Origin of the sequence: Bacillus sp. CGMCC 1.16541, assembly GCF_003184905.1 — a bacterium.
In the GTDB taxonomy this organism is placed as follows: domain Bacteria; phylum Bacillota; class Bacilli; order Bacillales; family Bacillaceae_H; genus Priestia.
In genome coordinates, this window is sequence record NZ_QFRU01000005.1 from 120,646 (window position 1) to 142,486 (window position 21,841).

At 38.0% G+C, this 21,841-nt stretch carries 23 protein-coding genes; all 23 read right to left on the bottom strand.

The window, feature by feature from the left end; translation table 11 throughout:
- Positions 1–15: 15 nt before the first annotated feature.
- Positions 16–789, bottom strand: coding sequence for a ribonuclease HII (locus tag DIS06_RS08595; protein ID WP_110112850.1), 774 nt, complete (start codon positions 787–789; stop codon positions 16–18).
- 141 nt (positions 790–930) lie between these two features.
- Positions 931–1,803 (bottom strand): ribosome biogenesis GTPase YlqF, encoded by an 873-nt coding sequence (gene ylqF, locus DIS06_RS08600; protein ID WP_110112851.1) that lies wholly within the window; start codon positions 1,801–1,803, stop codon positions 931–933.
- Between the two features lie 28 nt (positions 1,804–1,831).
- Positions 1,832–2,386 (bottom strand): signal peptidase I, encoded by a 555-nt coding sequence (gene lepB / locus DIS06_RS08605; RefSeq protein ID WP_110112852.1) that lies wholly within the window; start codon positions 2,384–2,386, stop codon positions 1,832–1,834.
- 124 nt (positions 2,387–2,510) lie between these two features.
- Positions 2,511–2,855: a 50S ribosomal protein L19 gene (gene rplS, locus DIS06_RS08610; protein ID WP_110112853.1), complete on the bottom strand. Its 345-nt coding sequence runs from the start codon at positions 2,853–2,855 to the stop codon at positions 2,511–2,513.
- Between the two features lie 182 nt (positions 2,856–3,037).
- A complete protein-coding gene (trmD, locus tag DIS06_RS08615; protein WP_110112854.1) occupies positions 3,038–3,772 on the bottom strand; it encodes a tRNA (guanosine(37)-N1)-methyltransferase TrmD in 735 nt (244 codons plus the stop codon).
- Positions 3,772–4,290: a ribosome maturation factor RimM gene (gene rimM, locus DIS06_RS08620; protein WP_110112855.1), complete on the bottom strand. Its 519-nt coding sequence runs from the start codon at positions 4,288–4,290 to the stop codon at positions 3,772–3,774. Before rimM ends, trmD begins: the two co-directional genes overlap by 1 nt.
- 14 nt (positions 4,291–4,304) lie before the next feature.
- Positions 4,305–4,694: a YlqD family protein gene (locus DIS06_RS08625; RefSeq protein ID WP_481746851.1), complete on the bottom strand. Its 390-nt coding sequence runs from the start codon at positions 4,692–4,694 to the stop codon at positions 4,305–4,307.
- A 60-nt stretch (positions 4,695–4,754) separates the two neighbouring features.
- Positions 4,755–4,985 carry a KH domain-containing protein gene (locus tag DIS06_RS08630; RefSeq protein WP_110112857.1) on the bottom strand — a complete coding sequence of 77 codons (231 nt, stop codon included), beginning with the start codon at positions 4,983–4,985 and terminating at the stop codon, positions 4,755–4,757.
- Positions 4,986–4,996: 11 nt separating this feature from the next.
- The gene (gene rpsP, locus DIS06_RS08635) at positions 4,997–5,269 is read right to left on the bottom strand and encodes a 30S ribosomal protein S16 (RefSeq protein ID WP_110112858.1); all 273 of its coding nucleotides are present in this window, start codon (positions 5,267–5,269) and stop codon (positions 4,997–4,999) included.
- A gap of 100 nt (positions 5,270–5,369) precedes the next feature.
- On the bottom strand, positions 5,370–6,713 hold the full coding sequence (gene ffh / locus DIS06_RS08640; protein WP_110112859.1) for a signal recognition particle protein: 1,344 nt from the start codon (positions 6,711–6,713) through the stop codon (positions 5,370–5,372).
- Positions 6,714–6,725: 12 nt separating this feature from the next.
- On the bottom strand, positions 6,726–7,058 hold the full coding sequence (locus DIS06_RS08645) for a putative DNA-binding protein (protein WP_110112860.1): 333 nt from the start codon (positions 7,056–7,058) through the stop codon (positions 6,726–6,728).
- Positions 7,059–7,286: 228 nt separating this feature from the next.
- Entirely contained in the window at positions 7,287–8,276 is a 990-nt protein-coding gene (gene ftsY, locus DIS06_RS08650; protein ID WP_110112861.1) for a signal recognition particle-docking protein FtsY, read from the bottom strand.
- Between the two features lie 96 nt (positions 8,277–8,372).
- The gene (gene smc / locus DIS06_RS08655; RefSeq protein WP_110112862.1) at positions 8,373–11,933 is read right to left on the bottom strand and encodes a chromosome segregation protein SMC; all 3,561 of its coding nucleotides are present in this window, start codon (positions 11,931–11,933) and stop codon (positions 8,373–8,375) included.
- Positions 11,934–12,092: 159 nt separating this feature from the next.
- Positions 12,093–12,836: a ribonuclease III gene (rnc, locus tag DIS06_RS08660; protein ID WP_110112863.1), complete on the bottom strand. Its 744-nt coding sequence runs from the start codon at positions 12,834–12,836 to the stop codon at positions 12,093–12,095.
- Between the two features lie 193 nt (positions 12,837–13,029).
- Positions 13,030–13,263: an acyl carrier protein gene (gene acpP / locus DIS06_RS08665; RefSeq protein ID WP_110112864.1), complete on the bottom strand. Its 234-nt coding sequence runs from the start codon at positions 13,261–13,263 to the stop codon at positions 13,030–13,032.
- A gap of 68 nt (positions 13,264–13,331) precedes the next feature.
- On the bottom strand, positions 13,332–14,075 hold the full coding sequence (gene fabG / locus DIS06_RS08670) for a 3-oxoacyl-[acyl-carrier-protein] reductase (RefSeq protein ID WP_110112865.1): 744 nt from the start codon (positions 14,073–14,075) through the stop codon (positions 13,332–13,334).
- Between the two features lie 4 nt (positions 14,076–14,079).
- Positions 14,080–15,018 (bottom strand): ACP S-malonyltransferase, encoded by a 939-nt coding sequence (gene fabD, locus DIS06_RS08675; protein ID WP_110112866.1) that lies wholly within the window; start codon positions 15,016–15,018, stop codon positions 14,080–14,082.
- Between the two features lie 49 nt (positions 15,019–15,067).
- On the bottom strand, positions 15,068–16,069 hold the full coding sequence (gene plsX, locus DIS06_RS08680) for a phosphate acyltransferase PlsX (RefSeq protein ID WP_110112867.1): 1,002 nt from the start codon (positions 16,067–16,069) through the stop codon (positions 15,068–15,070).
- Positions 16,070–16,156: 87 nt separating this feature from the next.
- Positions 16,157–16,714: a transcription factor FapR gene (fapR, locus tag DIS06_RS08685; protein WP_110112868.1), complete on the bottom strand. Its 558-nt coding sequence runs from the start codon at positions 16,712–16,714 to the stop codon at positions 16,157–16,159.
- A gap of 267 nt (positions 16,715–16,981) precedes the next feature.
- A complete protein-coding gene (gene recG / locus DIS06_RS08690) occupies positions 16,982–19,030 on the bottom strand; it encodes an ATP-dependent DNA helicase RecG (protein WP_110112869.1) in 2,049 nt (682 codons plus the stop codon).
- Positions 19,030–19,911, bottom strand: a complete 882-nt coding sequence (gene sdaAA / locus DIS06_RS08695; protein WP_110112870.1) for an L-serine ammonia-lyase, iron-sulfur-dependent, subunit alpha — start codon at positions 19,909–19,911, stop codon at positions 19,030–19,032. Before sdaAA ends, recG begins: the two co-directional genes overlap by 1 nt.
- Before the next feature lie 26 nt (positions 19,912–19,937).
- Positions 19,938–20,600 (bottom strand): L-serine ammonia-lyase, iron-sulfur-dependent subunit beta, encoded by a 663-nt coding sequence (sdaAB, locus tag DIS06_RS08700; protein ID WP_110112871.1) that lies wholly within the window; start codon positions 20,598–20,600, stop codon positions 19,938–19,940.
- A gap of 202 nt (positions 20,601–20,802) precedes the next feature.
- Positions 20,803–21,834: a PTS sugar transporter subunit IIC gene (locus DIS06_RS08705; protein WP_110112872.1), complete on the bottom strand. Its 1,032-nt coding sequence runs from the start codon at positions 21,832–21,834 to the stop codon at positions 20,803–20,805.
- Positions 21,835–21,841 lie beyond the last annotated feature (7 nt).

Sequence of the window (21,841 nt, forward strand, 5' to 3'; positions counted from 1 at the left end):
TGCTACTCTCCCCTTTTATGTTGTTAGTTTTTCTTTAATAGGAGCAAATGATTTTCGATGTTGCTTTAATACACCGTAACGCTCAATCGCTTCTAAATGCTGACTAGTACCATAACCCATATGCTTTTCAAAGCCATATTGCGGGTACTGACTTCCTAGCTCTTTCATCATACGATCTCTCGTTACTTTCGCAATAATAGAGCTTGCTGCAATGGAAATACTTGTCGCATCTCCTTTAATAATGGACAGCTGAGGAATTGGAACAGCAGGTAATTTCATCGCATCAATTAATAAATAATGCGGAGAACAAGAAAGTTGTTCAATTGCTTGTTCCATTGCTTTTTTTGTTGCTTCATAGATATTAATGTCATCAATAATAGAAGCGTCCATGACTCCAATGCCAACAGCAACCGCTTCGTGCATAATAATTTCATAAAATTCGTCTCGTTTTTGCTCCGATACTTTTTTAGAATCTGTTAGTCCCGGTAGGTAAAAGTCTTTGGGTAATATAACAGCAGCAGCTACGACAGGTCCGGCTAATGGCCCTCGACCTACTTCATCTACACCCGCAATGCACTCGATTCCTTTTTCGTATAATTCATTTTCATAACGCATCATTTGCTGAAATTGATCATGTAAAGTCTTTTCTACCTCAAATTGTTTGAGTTTTTGTTTTAATAACTGCTGTACCCCTTTACGTTCGTCTTGCTCACATTCTTTAAAGAAAGCATCTTGCCTTGACTTAACATCGCCTAGCATTTGTTTAATTTCTTTAATTGTTCGTTTCATCCATTCTCTCATCCTTTACCTGTATTCTATATCGTCTTCTTTCCTCTATTTATTAACTTAAGCATAGACATAAAGCTCATATAAAATAGACCGTCAACAAACCCCTTAATCAATCTGGATTCATGTGACGGTCCTTTTCGCTTATTCACTCACTTTTTCGTCTAACTCTTCTGGAAAGTCAAATGTAAACGTTCCAATTTTATCTGTACGTAGCTCTCGTAAAATGAGCTCTGCTGTTTTATCGTAGTCTACGAGTCCTCCAGGCATTAAACACCCTCGTTTTGTGCCAATGGCATCAAACAGCTCCACAATCTCTTCTGGGATCTCTGTTAATCCATAGCGTGTTTTTAATGCTTCTGGGTAATGTTGTGTTAAAAATCTCAGTGCATATACCGCAATATCTTGTAAGTTAATAATCGTATCCTTTATTGCCCCTGTAGTGGCTAGTTTATAACCGACCAATTGGTCTTCAAACTTCGGCCATAAAATCCCTGGAGTATCTAGTAATTCAAGCTCTTTACCAACTTTAATCCATTGTTGTGCTTGTGTCACCCCAGGACGATCTCCCGTTTTAGCGATTTTTTTACTCGCTAAACGATTAATTAGTGTGGACTTCCCTACGTTTGGAATCCCTACAATCATCGCTCGAATCGCACGAGGTTTGACAATCCCTTTTGCTTTCATACGATCGAACTTGTCTTTCAATATTTCTTTTGAAGCTGTGACGATCTGCTTCATTCCTTTTCCTGCTTGAGCGTCAATGGCAATCGCTCGAACCCCACGCTCACGATAATAAGCTAACCACTGCTCTGTTACACGTGGGTCTGCTTTATCAACTTTATTTAAAAGAACAAGGCGTGGCTTGTTTGAGATAATTTCATCAATCATCGGGTTTTGTGAAGAACGAGGAATACGTGCATCTACTAATTCATACACAATATCAATTAATTTTAATTTTTCCGTTACTTGTCTTCTGGCTTTTGCCATATGTCCCGGAAACCATTGGATGGTCATGGGCGTTCACCTACTTACTTATGTCTCATCATTCGGCAATACGAGCTTCTTTAATTGGCCAGTATACCGTTTTGGTTTCTCCTAATACACGATCCATTTCAATGAATCCAATTTGACGGCTATCCTTACTATAACGACGATTGTCGCCCATAACAAATAAATGACCTTCAGGTACGACCGCTTGTCCACCTGTTATATCTTCTAGCTTAAAGTCTTGAGTTAAGCTACCGTCAATAATTTCACTTTTATACTGCTCTAAGTACGGTTCATCATAAGGCTTACCATTAATGTACAGCACATCATCTTTGTACTCAATATGATCTCCTGGTAACCCAATAATACGTTTTATGTAATCTTTATCTTCTGTTGCATGAAAGACTACAATATCAAAACGCTCTGGCTCTCCAATTTTATAGGAAAGTTTGTTAACAATCATTCGATTTTGATCATGTAGGGTTGGCATCATTGATAATCCATCTACTACTATTGGTGCGAATAAGAAATAACGAATCACAGCAGCTAATAAAACAGCGATCACAATCGCTTTTAACCATTCCCATAGCTCACTTTTTCCACGGGCCATTGTCAATCCCCCAACCTTTATATACTACACTACACATTTTATTTTAAACGATTAGGTGTTCTTTTCATAATAAAAGTCGTTTTAAATTTGAAAAAAGGAGCTTGTTAACCAAGCTCCCTCATCTTTATCGAATCTCTTTAATACGCGCAGCTTTACCGCGAAGAGCACGTAAGTAGTAAAGTTTCGCACGACGTACTTTACCACGACGCATAACTTCGATTTTTGCAATTTTTGGCGTGTGGATCGGGAATGTACGCTCAACACCTACACCGTAAGATACCTTACGAACTGTGAATGTTTCGCTAATACCACCGCCACGACGCTTAATAACAACACCTTCGAATACCTGAATACGTTCACGGTTACCCTCAACGATGTTTACATGTACACGTACAGTATCACCTGGGCGGAACTCAGGAAGGTCTGTTTTTAATTGTTCTTTTGTGATTTCTTCGATTAATTTTTGCATCGCGTGTTTCAACTCCTTCCAACAGATGCTCTTATCAATGCCATTTGATCATTGCAGCGGAACATCGTTTTAACAGGCATCGGCATATCCTGCCTTAGCCACAAGGAATATCTTAGCACAATCTAAAAACATATGCAAGATAAGATGAATATTTTTTTATGATTAGGAAAAGAGCATTGCCACTATTTTTCCTCATCTTTGATTCTGGCTAATAATTTCTGTTGATTCGTCGTTAGTTGAATCTTTTCAAGCATGTCAGGTCGTCTATGAAGTGTTCTTTTTAACGTTTCACTTTCACGCCACTGCTCAATTTTCTTATGATCACCGGACAGTAATACATCTGGTACCTTCATTCCTCTGAAATCTGCTGGCCTTGTATAATGAGGATGCTCTAGTAACCCCGTGCTATGTGAATCTTTTACGGCTGATGCATCGTTTCCAAGAACTCCAGGAAGTAAACGAACAACACTATCAATTACAACCATTGCTCCAAGCTCTCCACCTGTAAGAACAAAGTCACCAATGGAAATCTCGTCTGTTACGACATATTGGCGAATTCGCTCATCATAACCTTCATAATGCCCACAAACAAAAACGAGGTGCTCTTCTTTCGCTAACTCTTCCGCTTTTGTTTGCGTATATTTTTCACCTTGAGGACATAACAAAATAACACGTGCATTTTTCGTTTCTTTTGTTATGTCGGCAACTGCATCGAAAATAGGCTGTGGTTTTAAAACCATACCAGCTCCACCACCATAAGGATAATCATCCACGGTTTGATGTTTATTATCAGCATATTGACGGAAGTTGACAACGTTCAATTGCACGGCTTCTTTTTCTTGAGCCTTTTTTAAAATAGATTCTCCAAATACTCCTTCAAACATCGAAGGAAACAATGAAAGCACATCGATCTTCATCAATCTAATAACCCTTCCATCACACGAATTTTAATCACTTGATTCGGAATATCAACTGATTGTACGATTTCGTTAATATAAGGAATAAGCGCTTCTTTTTTTCCCTTTCGTTGAATGACCCACACATCATTTGCTCCTGGTGTTAGAATTTCTTTTACTTTTCCAATCTCTTCTCCATCTTCTGTTACAACTTGACAGCCAATAATCTCATGGAAATAGAACTCCCCTTCATTTAATTCACCAAGTTGATCTTCTCGTACTTTAAGCAAATGATTTTTGAATGGCTCTACATCATTCACATTATTATATCCTTCAAATGTAAGAAGATCGAATGACTTATGCTGACGATGGCTTGCAACCTTCACTTCAATTCCTTCGTCACTGTTTTCTTTAAATATGTATAACGTATTCCCTACTTTGTATCGCTCGTCTGTAAAGTCTGTACGAGAGACTACACGTACTTCTCCTTTAATACCATGTGTATTTACAATCTTTCCAACGTTAAACCACTTTTCCATTTACCTATTCACCTCTACCTAATGTCTATTACAATTCCATCTTTAAGCACAATTGTTTTGGCCTGTTGAAGCTGACTCCAGTCATCCCCAACATTCACTTCAATAAGACCTTCTACTTCTTTCTCCACTAATTCGCTTCCTAGTGTTAGTTTACCTAATTGTTCAATTTGAAAATCAAGAACTCGAATCTTTTCTAAACGATTCTCTTTTTCTTTCTCAAATTGAGCACGTAATAGCGAGGAAGAGTGGTGTGCTTTTTCAGTTTGCTTCATCTGAAACATCAATTGAGTAATCTCTTTTTCAAGCTGTGTTTTTCGTTCTATAAATCGCTCATAAAGCTCTTGTTTACTTTTTTCTGTTAATACTTGCTTAACAATAACACGTTGTAAAATATGCACAGACATCCCTCCTAAAATTAGTATATAAAATAACACAAAAAAAGGGGAGGTTACCCTCTCCCTTTTTTACTCGTGTATTTCTATATACACTTTCTTATCGTGCTGAGATGCTGCTGTATACACAACAGTTCGAATTGCCTTTGCAACGCGACCTTGTTTTCCAATGACTTTTCCAACATCTTCAGGGTGAACACTTATGACATAAGTCAACTTCGCTTCCTCAGACTTTTCTTGAACCGTCACTTTTTCTGGATAATCAACAAGCGCCTTTACAATCGTTTCGATTAATAATGTCATCTCAAGCTAGATTATTTTCCTAATTTAGCGTTATGGAATTTCTCCATGATGCCTTCTTTAGAGAAAAGGTTACGAACTGTATCAGATGGTTTTGCACCGTCTTGTAACCATTTAAGAGCTAACTCTTCATTGATTTTAACTTCAGCTGGTTGAGCTACTGGATTGTAAGTTCCAACTGTTTCAATGAAACGTCCATCACGTGGTGAACGAGAATCTGCTACTACAATACGATAAAAAGGAGATTTTTTTGCTCCCATGCGTTTTAAACGAATTTTTACTGCCATTTTTAAAGCACCTCCGAATATGTTTCAACAAGATAATATAATATCAAAAAGACTAAATGGTTGTAAAGGTTTTTTTCTTAACAGTGGAAATTTATTTTCCTTAAGAGAAAAATGGAAACTTCATTCCTTTTTTCTTACCTTTTGACATGCTTGTCATTTGCTTCATCATTTTTTTCATATCTTCAAACTGTTTCAAAAGACGGTTTACCTCTTGAACAGATCGACCGCTGCCTTTTGCAATACGCTTTTTACGGCTAGCATTTATGATTTCAGGATGAATTTTTTCTTCTTTTGTCATGGATTGAATAATAGCTTCAACATGACTAATTTGTTTTTCGTCTACTTGTAAGTTTTTGAGTCCCTTTACTTTATTAGCACCAGGAAGCATACCAATTAACTCATCAAGTGGACCCATCTTACGTACTTGTCCAAGCTGATCTAGGAAGTCATCGAATGTAAAAGAGAGTGTACGAAGTTTATCTTCTAACTCTTTTGCTTTTGCTTCATCAACATTCGCTTGAGCTTTTTCAATCAGTGATAGTACATCACCCATTCCTAGAACACGAGATGCCATACGCTCTGGATGGAACGCCTCTAATGCATCAAGTTTTTCGCCAAGACCCACAAATTTAATTGGTGTGTTTGTAACAGAACGAATAGAAAGTGCAGCACCCCCACGAGTGTCACCATCTAGTTTCGTTAAAACAACCCCTGTTAAACCAAGCTGTTTATTAAAGCTATCTGCCACATTTACTGCATCTTGACCTGTCATTGCATCAACAACAAGGAAAATTTCATCTGGATTTGACAACTCTTTAATTTGTTGCAACTCATCCATTAAATTTTCATCAACATGCAAACGACCAGCTGTATCAATTAATACATAGTCATTATGTTCTGCTTTCGCATGAGCAATTGCTTGCTTGGCAATTTCAACAGGACTGACTTGATCGCCTAATGAAAAGACTGGCATACTTAATTGTTTTCCAAGCGTCTCCAATTGTTTAATCGCAGCGGGTCGATAAATATCCGCTGCTACAAGCAATGGATTACGGTTGTACTTTTTGCGCAATAAATTCGCTAGCTTACCAGTTGTCGTTGTTTTACCCGCACCTTGTAAACCTACCATCATAATGACAGTTGGCGGTCGACTAGATACTGCAATTTTACTTTGCTCTCCACCCATCAGCGCAGTTAATTCTTCTTGTACAACTTTTACAACTTGCTGACCAGGTGTTAAGCTTTTCAATACTTCTTGTCCTACTGCACGCTCACTTACGCGCTTTACAAAGTCTTTTACAACTTTAAAGTTTACATCCGCCTCAAGCAGGGCAAGTCGCACTTCACGCATCATTTCTTTCACGTCAGCTTCAGTTACTTTCCCTTTACCTTTTAGCTTTTGCATCGTACTTTGTAAACGGTCGGCTAACCCTTCAAATGCCATGTATGCCGCCCCCTAATCTAATTTCTCAAGCGAATTTAGAAGAGTAGAAAGCTTGTCATTATGTTTGAGTTCAGATTCAAGCTCAGCTTTCAATTGTTGAACAATTGATTGGCGCTCTTGAAATCGTTCTAATAACAACAGCTTTTCCTCGTATTGTTCAAGCATTTGCTCTGTACGTTTAATATTATCATAAACTGCTTGACGACTCACATTAAATTCTTCTGCTATTTCACCTAGAGAATAGTCATCTAAATAGTAAAGAGACATATAACTTCGTTGCTTTGGTGTTAACAAAGCTTGATAAAAGTCATATAGGTAATTCATTCTTGTCGTTTTTTCAAGCATAAGACTACCCCCTTGTTAAGTGAAAAGCCTTTACAACATAACAGTCTACAGATAAGCAATTTGAATGTCAAGTTTTTTTCTTAACACCCTTTAGAAATTGATTATTAAACAAATGAATACGTCTAGAAAAGCACGTATAAATAAAACACCTCTTACCTATCTACTCAATGATTTGACTAGAACTTTATAGGTAAAAGGTGTTCTAAACTGAGACAAACGATGAACTTTTTATTCCTTTTCGTTCTCTACTTCGTTTGCGAACAATCCGTAAACGTACTGCTCTGTTTGGAACTGCTGTAAATCATCCATTTTTTCTCCAAGACCGACAAATTTAACAGGTAAGTCTAACTCGTTACGAATCGCAATGACAATCCCACCTTTTGCCGTTCCATCTAACTTTGTTAACACAATGCCTGTAACATTAGTTGTTTCAGAGAACGTCTTCGCCTGACTCAATGCATTTTGTCCTGTTGTCGCATCTAATACGAGTAACACTTCATGAGGTGCACCAGGAACTTCACGTTCAATAACTCGCTTCACCTTCTCAAGTTCTTTCATGAGATTAACTTTATTTTGGAGACGGCCGGCTGTATCACACAATAAAATATCAGCATTACGAGCTTTTGCCGCTTGAACTGCATCGTACATGACAGCGGCTGGGTCTGATCCTGCTGATTGCTTAATCACACTAACACCTACACGCTCTCCCCACACTTCTAACTGTTCAATTGCCCCAGCGCGAAACGTGTCTCCTGCTGCCATCACAACGGACTTACCTTCTTGCTTATATTTATGTGCTAACTTACCAATTGTTGTCGTTTTACCTACTCCATTTACCCCGACGAACAAAATTACCGTTAACCCATCTTTTTGAATATTTACATCTGATAAATCTTCCTGCCCATTCTCATAAATCTCTACTAACTTTTCTGAAATAACCCCTTGTACTTCTCTAGGATCTTGGATGTTACGACGCTTTACTTCCATTTTCAAATCATCGATTAGATCCATAACTGTCGACACACCTACGTCTGCACTAATTAAAATCTCTTCTAATTCTTCGAAGAAATCTTCATCTACCTTTCGATATCGAGCAACAAGGTCGTTCACTTTTCCAGAAAAAGATTCACGTGTTTTTGTCATGCCATCTTTAAATTTCTTTGTCACTGAATCTGTTTGTTCTGTTAACTTTTCTTTTAAACGCTTAAAAAAACTCATTCAATTACACCCTTCTTTCTATATGATGACCATTACTAATTATGTAGAATGATGGGGCTGAGCCAAAAGGATAGCCCCCTTTGACTTAACCTCTCGTTAAACGTATTGCTTTGAATCCTCTAACCTTACAGATACAAGCTTTGATACACCTGATTCCTGCATCGTCACACCATATAATACGTCGGCTTCTTCCATCGTTCCTTTACGATGCGTAATGACAATAAACTGTGTTTCATCACTAAATTTCTTTAAGTAAGTAGAAAAGCGTTGTACATTCGCTTCATCCAAAGCTGCTTCTACTTCATCTAGAACGCAAAACGGAACTGGACGTACTTTTAAAATAGAGAATAACAAAGCAATTGCTGTTAATGATCGCTCTCCACCAGAAAGCAAACCGAGGTTTTGAAGCTTTTTCCCGGGAGGTTGTGCAACAATATCGACTCCTGTATTTAACAAATCCTTCGGGTTTGTGAGTCTTAGGTCAGCTTTTCCACCACCGAATAGTGACTTAAATACTTCATCAAATTCTTCACGAATACGATAAAATATTTGAGAAAAACGCTTTTTCATCTCCTCATCCATTTCTTCAATAACTTGATATAGTGTATCCTTCGCTTCTGATAAATCATTTTGCTGTGAACTTAAGAAATTGTAACGCTCTGAAATTCGATCGTATTCATCAATTGCTCCTAAGTTAACAGTCCCTAATTCTTCAATCGCCATTTTCACAAGCTTTATTTTTTTACGCGCTTCATCAATTGATCCTGTTAAAGGATATGCTTCCTTAGCAGCTTCAAAGCTAAGTGAGTAGTCTTCACTTAACTGATGGAGTCGATTATCAAGCGCTACTTCCAGACGATTAATTTTAACTTCTTCATCTTTTAAAGCGTCGGCTACTTGTTTATATTGTCGTTGTAATTCTTTTAACTCTCGTTCTTCTTCTTCCAGTTTATTTTGACGCTTTAATCGTTCCGCGCGCTGTTCATCCATTTGTTGGAGCGCTTCATTTTTTTCTTTTAACTTCCTTTGGGCCGCTTCCTCAAGCTGAACCTCACCTGAATCATTCGTTCCCATTTCACTTGTTAAAAGAGATAGATCTTCTTGAACTTCTTTTAATCGTGTTTTTGTTTGTTCTAACTCAAACGTAATGCGATCAAACTTCTCGCGTTGATTGTCTAGGGATTGCTCTTGCCCAGCTAACTCAACTTTAATATCTGTCAACTCTGTTCGAACGGTTTCTTTAGATAGTTGTTGAGAATTTTTTTGAGCAGTTACAGCTTCAATTTCTTTTTCTAGATTTCCAAGCGTATTTGTACTAGTTGTGACAATTTCTTTTAAGTGTGAAATCCGATCAGCAATTCGGCTTTGGTCCGCAGTAAAACCAGCAATATCATGATCGTACATCGTTAATCGATCATTTACTGCCTTTTCTTCAATTTCTAATTCACGAATGTCATGATTAATTTGTTGTCCAATTTCTTTTAATTGAGCAAGCTCTTCAGACTCCTGAACTAATTGACTCTCAATCGAGCGAATGGAGTCTTTCATCTCTTTAACTTCTTGTTCAAGATTCTCTGTTTTTACTTCCATCTCTTGTAACTTAATTGTGATTGTTTCTACTTCTCTTTGACGTCCTAAGAGAGAATTCGCCTTTTGCTTAACCGCTCCTCCAGTCATTGAACCACCTGGGTTTACAACATCTCCCTCTAGTGTGACAAAGCGATACCTTTGACCTGTTTGTCTAGCAAGTTCATTTGCACCTTTTAAATCTTGTACAATCACGACTGTCCCAAGTAAGTTGCCAATCACGCGGCTATATTTCTTATCATACTGAATTAAATCTGCTGCTATACCAATAAATGCTTGGTGCTGTTGTAATACATGGTGTGTTTGAGAAGGCAACTGTCTTTCTGTTACAGATGTTAACGGCAAAAACGTTGCTCTTCCATTACCAGTACTCTTTAAGAAAACAATGGCACTTCGAGCGCTCTTTTCATCTTCTACAACAATATGCTGAGTTGCTCCTCCAAGCGCAATCTCAAGTGCTGTTTCGTATTGCTTAGGTACGTGAACAAGCTCTGCAATGGCACCTTCAATACCTAGTAATCTAGAACCCCTTGCTTTTAACACTTCTTTTACGCCTTGGAAATAACCTGCGTAATCATCTTGCATTTCTTCGAGCATTTCTTTTCGAGACTTTGTTTGCTGAACAAACTGATAGGCTTGATACAAAGTAGACTCTTTCTTTTGATATTGCTGCTTTAACACTTCAAGCTCTTCTTTTTTCTTCTTCTGAATTGCCAATGCTTCATTTAGTTGCTCACGAAGTTGCGAAAGTTTAATTGTCAAAGTTGCTTTCTTTTGTTCAATTTCTTTCCTTTCGCTAATATATTGCTCATTTGTTTTCGTCAATCTCGTTTGCTTTTCTACGGTTTGTTGATGCTGTTGCTCTAAAAATGTCATTTCATTACGTGATGAAGTTTGTTCATTTAATAGCTCAAAGTATTCGCTCTTTAAATGCTCAAGCTTCTCATTGAGATTTTCACTATATTGAACGAACAGAAGCTGTTTTTCTGCTAATGCCTTCTTCATCTCTTTTACTTTTTGCTCATATTGCTGTAAACGACTCTCTTCTTTTTCACGCACATTGGTTAGTTCTATAATTTTGTGTTTATATTCCTCTACAAGTCGTTCTAGTTGCTGTTTATTTTGAGATGCATTTTTCTTACGTTCTTTTAAAACTTCTTTTCGCCCTTCAAGCTTCTCTAACTCTTCACTTGTGATAAGAAGATGTTGCTGAAGGTGCTGTAATGAATTGTCAATCTTTTGAATAGTGATTCGTTGATTCTGAATATCAGATTCATAGCTAGACGTTTTTTCTAATAAATGGGCTTCTAACTTCTGATGCTCTGAAAACTGTTTTTTTAATAATTCCCATTGTGTATGTAAATCTTCAATTTCATAGACAATGACAGCGACGTCCATTTTCTTTAATTCTTCTTTTTTATCTAAATAATCTTTAGCAATTGAAGATTGTATTCGAAGTGGTTCTAATTGCCCTTCAATTTCATGTAAAATATCAACCACTCGGTTTAAGTTTTCTTGTGTTTCAAGCAACTTTAACTCTGCTTTTCGTTTCCTTGTTTTATATTTCAGCACGCCGGCTGCTTCTTCAAAGATCTTTCTTCGTTCTTCTGGCTTACTACTTAAAATCTCTTCTACTTTTCCTTGACTAATAATAGAGAACGCTTCTCTTCCTAAACCGGAATCCATAAATAAATCCACAATGTCTTTTAAACGACACGGTTGATTATTAATAAGAAATTCACTATCACCAGAACGATAAACCCTTCTTGTAATACTAACTTCGTGAAAGTCTAAAGGTAAGAATTGGTCACTATTCTCTAACGTTAATGTTACTTCTGCAATATTTAAAGCTCTACGTGTATCACTTCCTGCAAAAATAATATCTTCCATCTTTGCACCTCGAAGTGATTTTGCGGATTGTTCACCTAAGACCCAGCGGATAGCATCTGTAATATTACTTTTTCCACTTCCATTTGGACCTACAACCGCTGTGACACCAGGTACAAAATCAATTGATACCTTTTCTGCAAACGATTTAAAACCTACTACGTCTAACCGTTTGAGGAACATTAAGATTCCCCCTCACATTTCTTCTAATATTTATCTTCATTCAACCTACTCATTACTGATCATTCTGTAAATATAAAGTTTCATGTAAGTACATTTTCGACTCCTTTCAGTTATAACTGAAAGGAGTCGAAAACCTACATATTCTCGTTCTCTTCTACTTTATATTTGAGACGATTTTAACTTTTCAATAGCAACTTGAGCAGCTTTTTGTTCTGCTTCTTTTTTTGACCTTCCAACACCTGTTCCTAATACTTCTCCATTTAACGAAACACGAGACATAAATTCACGATTATGGGCAGGTCCCTTTTCTTGAAGTACTTTGTATTCTAAATGACCCGCTCCATCGCGTTGAACAATTTCTTGTAATTGACTCTTAAAATCCATCACATGAGAAAAAGCACCTTCATTTATCTTTGGGAAGACAACTTTTGTTAGAAATGCATTGACCGTTTCAATTCCTTGATCTAAATATAAAGCACCAATGAATGCTTCAAACACATCCGCTAATAAAGCAGGACGTTCGCGACCTCCTGTCATTTCCTCACCTTTACCTAATAAGACGAGTTGTCCAAAACCAAGAGTGTTGGCAAATGTGACAAGCGATGGCTCACATACAACCGCAGCACGCAACTTTGTTAATTCTCCTTCACTCATAGTGGGATACTTTTTAAAAAGAAATTGCGAAACGGTTAATTCTAAAACTGCATCTCCTAAAAATTCCAAACGTTCATTGTCTTCATACGGTCTTTTGCGATGCTCATTCACATAGGATGAATGTGTAAATGCTTGAATCAATAATGGTTCATTTTGAAAGAATATCCCTATTTGCTCTTGGAAATTCTTAAAATTCTGCTTGGCTCTTCCACCAATCCGCCTTTCACGACTCGAATAATGTCTAGGCATAAACTATCTCCACCTAACTACCGCAATTGCTGCATAATTTTTTTGTAATATACCTCATTATAAAACGAGAAATAACAAAAGATACACTCTCTTTTATAAAAAACTTATAATTTTTCGAAATCCTCTTAAAAAGCAGAGAAAGCCCCGCTTATTAAACGGGACTTTGAAAAAGCAAAAGATTATGCTTTACAGCTTATTGCTTGCTCTGTATGTAATTAACAGCATCTCCAACTGTTGCAATTTTTTCTGCTTCTTCATCAGAGATCTCCATGTCAAACTCATCTTCTAATTCCATTACAAGTTCAACTACGTCAAGAGAATCAGCACCTAAATCATCTTTAAATGAAGACTCAAGTTTCACTTCACTCTCATCAACACCAAGACGATCCACGATAATTTTCGTTACACGCTCTAATACTTCTGCCATTGCTCTTCACCTCCCCTCAAGTTATTATAGATGATTCAACATAAAAATACTATCATCCAATTGTCTTCTTACATCACCATTCCGCCATCTACATGAATGGTTTGTCCTGTTACATAACGGCTATCATCTGATGCTAAAAACGCAACGACTTTGGCAATATCACTAGGATCTCCAAAGCGAGCAAGCGGAATTTGCTTTAGCATTTCTTGCTTAACTTCTTCAGATAACTTATCTGTCATATCTGTAGAGATAAACCCTGGTGCTACTGCATTAACAGTGATGTTACGGCTAGCAAGTTCTTTTGCAGTTGTTTTCGTCAGACCAATTACACCTGATTTTGCTGCTACATAGTTCGCTTGCCCAGCATTCCCACTAACTCCCACAATAGAAGAAATATTAATGATGCGACCATGTCGCTGTTTCATCATTTGACGAGTGACAGCTTTTGTGCAAAGAAACACACCTTTTAGATTTGTTGAAATCACATCGTCCCACTCATCTTCTTTCATTCTCATCAATAAGTTATCACGTGTAATCCCTGCATTATTTACTAAAATATCAAGTGAACCAAATGTAGAAATCGCTTCTTTTACCATATTCTGTACAGATTCACCGCTCGCTACATCTGCTTGAATGGCAATTGCATCACTACCAGATGCTTTTATTGCATCTACTACTTCTAACGCTTTAGCTTCACTACCAGCATAGTTCACAATCACTTTTGCTCCAAGTTTTCCAAGCTCTAACGCCACAGCTCGACCGATTCCACGAGAGCCACCTGTTACAAGAGCTACTTTACCTTCTAGTGTCATACTTTCACCCCTTGAGTGCTTGAATGGTTGCTTCTAATGAAGCCACATCATAGATTGAATAAACAGTTGCACGTCGATTCACTTTTTTTACTAGTCCTGACAACACCTTACCTGGACCTATTTCAATAAATGTATCTACACTTTGTTCCAGCAACAATTCAACTGATTCTTGCCAACGAACTGGTGAATAAAGCTGTTCAACTAATTTGGTTTTTATTTCATTTTTATCTATAATAGGCTGTGCTATTACGTTAGCTACAACAGGAACTTCAGCATCACGGAATGTCATTGTGCTTAATGTATCATCTAGTTGTTGTGCTGCTGGTTTCATTAACATTGAATGAAACGGTCCACTTACAACTAATGGGATGGCACGTTTTGCACCTTTTTCTTTCGCAAGAGCCGATGCTTGTTCCACTCCATCTACAGTACCAGAAATAACAATTTGACCAGGACAATTAATATTTGCAAGTTGAACCTCATTACCTTGTGCTGTAATTTCATCCGTTACTGCTTTCAGTTCATCTTCGTTCATCCCTAAAACAGCTGCCATCGTTCCTTGTCCTGCTGGAACAGCTTGATCCATGTACGTTCCTCGTTTATGAACAGCAATCACTGCATCTTCAAAGGATAATACATTAGCCGCTACAAGTGCGCTATATTCTCCTAAACTATGACCCGCTACAAACTGAGGCTTTACATGGTGCTTGTTCAATTCTCGTAAGATGGCAACACTGGTCGTTAACAAAGCTGGCTGAGCATGATAAGTCAATGTCAGGTCTTCTTGAGGCCCTTCAAAAATAATCGTTGATAACGGAAATCCTAAAGCTTTATCAGCTGTTTGAAAAGTAGTCTTTACTTCTTCAGATGAGTCATAAAAGTCTTTACCCATCCCTACAGTTTGAGAGCCTTGACCCGGAAATAAGAAGGCGATTTTCCCCATTGTACTTCTCTCCTTTTATCTTCACAATTATTAATTGTACTCAACCTTACTAGATTGAATCAGTGGTGTATACTTCTTCAATCGCTGTCTTAATGGTTTTTGTTACATCATGCTCCACCATATTCATCGCTTGCTTAATAGCACTAAAAATCCCCGTTGCATCTGATGAACCATGAGCTTTAATAACAGGAGCCTTCAGACCAAACAAACCTGCGCCCCCATACTCAGAATAGTCCATTTTGGCTTTTAAACCTTTTAGTTGTGGCTTTAAAACAGAAGCAGCTACTTTACTTTTAAAACTACTTGTTAACTCCGATTTTAGCATTGAAAAAAGCGATAAAGCTGTACCTTCAATTGTTTTTAACGCAATGTTTCCAGTAAATCCATCTGTAACTACTACGTCTGCAACGCCATTTAATAAGTCACGAGCTTCCACATTCCCGATAAAATTAATATTTGCATCGGTTAACAACTGAAAAGTTTGCTTTGCTAAATCATTTCCTTTTTTCTCTTCTGTCCCAACGTTTAAAAGTCCTACCCTTGGAGAAGAAATATTACGAACTTTTTCTGCGTAGATAGACCCCATAATTGCGTATTGAAGCAAGTGAGTTGATTTCGCATCAACATTTGCACCTACATCCAACATTAAGAAACCTTGACCATCAATCGTTGGCAACGTCGGTGCCAACGCCGGACGTTCAATCCCTTCCACTCGTCCAACTACAAATAAACCTGCAGCCATTAACGCCCCTGTGTTTCCAGCAGAAATACAAGCGTCGGCTCTTCCTTCTGACACTTCTTTTGCCATTAAGACCATCGATGCATTCTTTTTACGTCTTACTGCTCGAACAGGCTCATCTGTTGCTTCAATTACTTCTTCTGTATGAATAATGTCAATACGCTCGGAGTTTGTTACATATTTTTTGATTTCTACTTCATTACCAATTAATGTGATATGTAATTGTTTATACTGTTCAATTGCTTTTTCTACTCCATGGATAATTTCCTTTGGAGCATGATCTCCACCCATTGCATCAATTGCAATTTTCATGTTGTGTCTCATCCTTTTCAAAATCTATCACTTTAAGATTACAGCTGTACTTGGCGTTTACTTAAAATCTATCTTCCACTTTTGCTTTTACTTACTTGAACGATACATTTTAAATACGCCTGAAAATACTTGCTCTTTCCCTACAAAGCTATTTACTTCCACATTCGTTCTTCCTTCTTCAATTCCTGTTACTTTTGCTTTTGCAATCACTCGCTCATGTAGCTTAACAGGGCGATGGTAACGAATCGTTGCATCTGCTGTTAATGCTAGCTCATCGTTAATAACAGCTACAGCTAAGGAATTGGCTTGTGCAAACAAATGATGTCCTCGAGCAATGTGGTTTCGTTTGAATACATGATCTTCTTTTACATCAAAAATGGATAAAGCTGATTGATCCAACTCAATGTCAATGATCTCTCCAATTACTTCTTCAATCGGAAGAGAACGAACTTCATCTTCAAGCTGTTTTGATGCGACATGCTTAATTCGCTCACGTAACTCAGGAATTGAAAGTTCAAGACGATCTAAACGAATCGTTTGAACGCTTACTGAAAAATGATCTGCTAACTCTTCATCTGTAATAAACGGGTTTTCTTCAATTGTTGACCTTAAAAGTTGTTGTCGCTCTTTTTTATTGCGCTTCATATACACCATCCGAACTTTTAATACTAGGTACTAATAGCAGTATATAATTAATACCCTATTATTGCAACTACTTTTATTGTTATTTTATAAAGGTTAAGTATAACTGATTGCACTTTTAGGAGCAAAAGAATGCCGGTTCACTTCAAAGCATTAACACCAAATCCCCTGCCTTTATAATCCAGTTGTCCGCGGATAAACAAAGCAAGGGATTTCACAAAGTGTCTATCAGGAGTTTTCATGTTGATAAGCCTTAAACTTATTCTTCATCTAATCTAGCTTTTCACCACTTAATACACCTGTCTCTTCTAAATGTAAACGCAAATGCGAAAACTCTTCTGCTTCCCAAAACGCAGCGGAATTCACTAGCTTTGTAGCATCCTCTCGCGCTACTTCTAAAGCCCGATAATCATGAACCATATCCGCTACTTTAAATTCAGGTACACCACTTTGTTTTCTCCCAAAGAAGTCACCTGGTCCTCTTAATTCTAAATCTCGTTCAGAGAGCACAAACCCATCATTTGTTTCCGTCATAATGGTCATACGCTCCTTCCCTACTTCCGATTTAGGATCAGCCATTAAAATACAATATGATTGCTCACTACCACGCCCAACACGCCCCCGTAACTGATGCAATTGAGAAAGTCCAAAGCGCTCTGCATCATAAATGACCATCACTGTCGCATTCGGAACGTTCACTCCTACTTCTACGACAGTTGTCGAAACAAGCACTTGTACATCATTCACACTAAAGTCTTTCATTACGTGCTCTTTTTCATCAGGCGTTAAGCGACCATGCATTAACCCTACTTTCCACTTACCTTGAAAATAGTGCGTTAGTGTACTATGGACATCAATCGCATTTTGAACATCGAGCTTATCAGACTCTTCAATTAACGGACAAATCACATAAGCTTGCCTTCCTGCGGAAAGCTCCTTGTCTACAAATTGTAAAATACGCTCAAGCATATCATGCTTTACCCAATACGTTTCAATCATTTTACGCCCTGCAGGCATTTCGTCAATAATTGAAACGTCCATTTCACCGAATACTGTAATGGCCAGTGTACGTGGAATAGGGGTTGCCGTCATAAATAGCACGTCTGGATTTCCACCTTTTTCTCGAAGTATTCGACGTTGCCCAACACCAAAGCGATGTTGCTCATCTGTAATAACTAACCCAAGTTTACAAAACTGTACTTCATCTTGAATAAGGGCATGCGTACCAACAAGAACATGAATTTCTCCTTCTTGAACTTGACGTAACACTTCTTTGCGCATTTTACCTTTAACAGAGCCCGTTAGCAACCCAACCTTTACATTCACTTTCTCAAGCATACTTTGTAATGATTCAAGATGCTGTTCTGCTAAAATTTCAGTAGGCACCATTAATGCACCTTGACGACCTGATAAAACCGTTGCGTACAAGGCAATTGCAGCAACAACTGTTTTACCAGACCCTACATCACCTTGTAATAACCGATTCATTCGATAAGGTGACTTCATATCCATGGTAATTTCATTCACTACCCGCTTTTGTGCATCGGTCAAAGGGAAAGGCAACAAGTTTGTAAATTCAACTAAAGTCGAAGAGTCAAATGCTTGCACAATTCCAGGTGATTGTTCTCTTTCCATCTTCCTTAACGCTTGCATTTTTAATTGAAATAATAAGAACTCTTCATACACAAAACGGCGTCTAGCTTGCTTTAAATCACTATGATCACGAGGTAAATGAATCATCTTCAACGCATCTTGTCTAGATAGTAACTTATAACGATTACGTAATGAGTCAGGAAGAATCTCTTCTAACTCTTTTCCATATTGATTTAAAGCTAATGTAATAAAGCGTCGTAACGCTTTAACTGTGATGTCACCTTTCGTTGCGTAAATAGGCTCAATCGTTTGCTGGCGCTGAAATGGCGAGAACTGTATTTCTTGTAATGTAATGGTTTGGCGATGTTGATCCCACTTCCCGGTAATTGTAACAGTTTCATCAAGAGACAATTTCGACTTATAATAAGGACGGTTAAAACAAACTACCGTCACTAAATACCGCCCTACTAAAAGTCTAAATGTCAATCTCGATCTCTTTTTCCCATAGTAAGTAAGAGTTGGTATACTGTGAACCTTACCTTCAACCGTTACTCTTTCTTCATGTTTAACTTCTGCTAAGTCTTTTAACTGGTAATCTTCATACCGATACGGGAAATGTTCTACAAGATCACGCACGGTTACAATGCCCATGTCTTGCAATGCCTGCTCTGTTTCCTCTCCAATCCCTTTAACCGTCGAAACAGATAAATCTCCTAGTCTACTCACTAGTTATTTAACGGAATACCAAAGATTTTCGCCTCAAGCTCGCGACCTGTTGGTGTTGCCGCTAATCCTCCTTGAGCAGTTTCTCTTAATGCTACAGGCATCGTTTGACCAATCTTAAACATCGCATCGATTACTTCATCACATGGAATACGACTTGTCACTCCCGCTAATGCCATATCAGCTGCAATCATTGCATTTGCCGCTCCCATTGCATTTCTTTTCACACAAGGTACCTCAACTAGCCCTGCTACTGGATCACATACAAGCCCTAACATATTCTTCAGTGTAATCGCCATCGCTTCTGCAGCCTGACTTGGTGTTCCACCAGCTAACTCAACAATTGCTGCTGCAGCCATTCCTGACGCAGAACCAACTTCCGCTTGACATCCACCCGCTGCGCCTGAAATTGAGGCATTGTTCGCTACAACAAACCCAAAAGCACCTGATGTAAACAAAAACTCAACCATTTGTTCACGTGTCGGGTTTAATTTATTTTTCACAGCAAAGAGTGTACCAGGAACAACTCCTGCTGATCCAGCTGTAGGGGTTGCACAAATTGTGCCCATCGCTGCATTTACCTCATTCGTCGCAACTGCTTTACTTACTGCATCTAAAATAAAGTCACCCGATAATCCTTTGCCGCTTTTAATATAGTTTTGAATTAAAACAGCATCTCCACCTGTTAAACCTGTAACCGATTGAACACCTTTTAATCCTCTTCCAACAGCCTCTTCCATTACCTGTAAGTTACGATCCATTTTCTTAATCACTTCTTCACGAGATAAACCTGTGACTTCAACTTCTTGCTCAATCATAATCTCTGCAATTTTCACTTGTCTACTTTCTGCAAGTTCTACAAGTTCAGCAACATTACGAAACATAGTAATCCTCCTACCTTCTTTTGACTTTATTCAACCATGCGTGTTACTTGACTGATATTTGGCAATGCTTGCAATTCATCAATAATGTAATCTTCAATATTTTGATCAAGCTCGATAGCCATTAATGCGACTTTTCCTTTTTCTTTACGCGACACTTCCATATGCCCAATATTAATCGAATGCTTTGTTAAAATATTTGTAACTGCTGCAATCGCACCAAATCGATCATTGTGGACAACGAGAATAGCGGGGTTTGTACCTGATAAATTCAATTCAAATCCATTTAACTCAGTAATTTGAATCTTCCCGCCTCCAATTGAAATACCAACTACTTCTATTTGACTGTTTTCATCACTAATTGTTAAACGAGCTGTGTTAGGGTGTTCCGTCACAGCTGCTTCTTCAATAAATGCGACTTCAATACCTGCTTGCTTCGCAATATTCAATGATTCCGGAAGACGTGGATCAAATGTATCGAAGTCCAGAACACCACCAATAATTGCCACATCGGTACCATGGCCTTTGTATGTTTGAGCAAACGAACCATAAAGAGATACCACTACTTTTTCTGGCTGTCTACCAAATAAAGTGCGAGCCACTCTGCCAATCCTAGCTGCTCCTGCTGTATGTGAGCTTGAAGGGCCAATCATAATTGGTCCAATGATATCAAAGACTGATTTATACTTCATAAAGCATACTCTCCTTCTCCCAAAAAGAGATCATTTATTCAAAAGTTATCTCTCTTTATGTTACTTTAACATATGTCATTTTGAAACACTTTCATATTGAAAATTACAGTCTTTTGATTAAGATTATATTTTCTGAAAAAAGAGAGTTGACTTCCTCTACGAAAGTCAACTCTCTTCTTCAACTCAAAACATTCACCTAAGGTTATGCTGTCTTTTTCTCTATACCACGCACTTCATCAACTGTTTTAATTTTAAAATTCTTAAACACAATCGAACCTAAAAACCCTACAACAGCACCAACTAATGCACATAACAACGCACAAATTGTTACTTTGACTGGATCATTAAATCCATACATAACAGCTAAACCTGCAATCGGAGTGGCTGTACCCGTCGCGTCATTCACTAATCCAAACATCGAAATAATGACACCAGCTGCTGCTCCTCCGATAAAGTTTGTTACATAAACAGGAATAGGGTTAGCTGAAATAATATCAGCTTGTGTTAATGGTTCTACAGCTACTGAAATCGTTGTACGACGATCACCAAATTTTAAGCGATCAAATAAAACGTAATTCATAAAAGAAGAACCCATTACTGCTAATGCACCAATCGCCATTGGTAAACCTGTTAAACCTAACATTGCTGTTAGTGCCATTGAACTTAAAGGAGCAGTTGCAACGACTGTAATAACTCCTCCAAGGATAATACCCATTAAGATAGGGCTAGCGTTTGTTGTTTCCGTAATAATTCCACCAATTTTCAACAGTGTTGCATCGACAAGCGGTGTCACACCAACCGCAATTAAGCGCGTTAATGGTGCCGCAATAAGGATATTCCCAATTAAGTCCAACCCAGCTGGTGCTTTTCTTTCAATCCATTTCACAATAAAAGCCATTACATATCCAGCAAAAAAGCCTGGAAGTAGACCAAGTCCCGAGCAAACAACCCCCATCATCAAAGCATACACAGGAGATACGCCTAGCGCTAATGCAACTAAAGCAGCAGCAGCTACTCCACCCATTCCACCGGCAGCAGAACCTACATCTCCCAAAAACTTAATGCCTAATAAATCGCCACCTACATATAACTGAAAGGCTTCTACTAGAAATGCGGCTACTGCAGCGCTAGCTAAAGCTCCCATCGCTTTCATTCCATATGGTGCTTTGTAACTAAATAACCAAAAGAAAAATAGAACAAGTAACAATAAAAGTGTACCTTGTATAATACCCATCTTTATT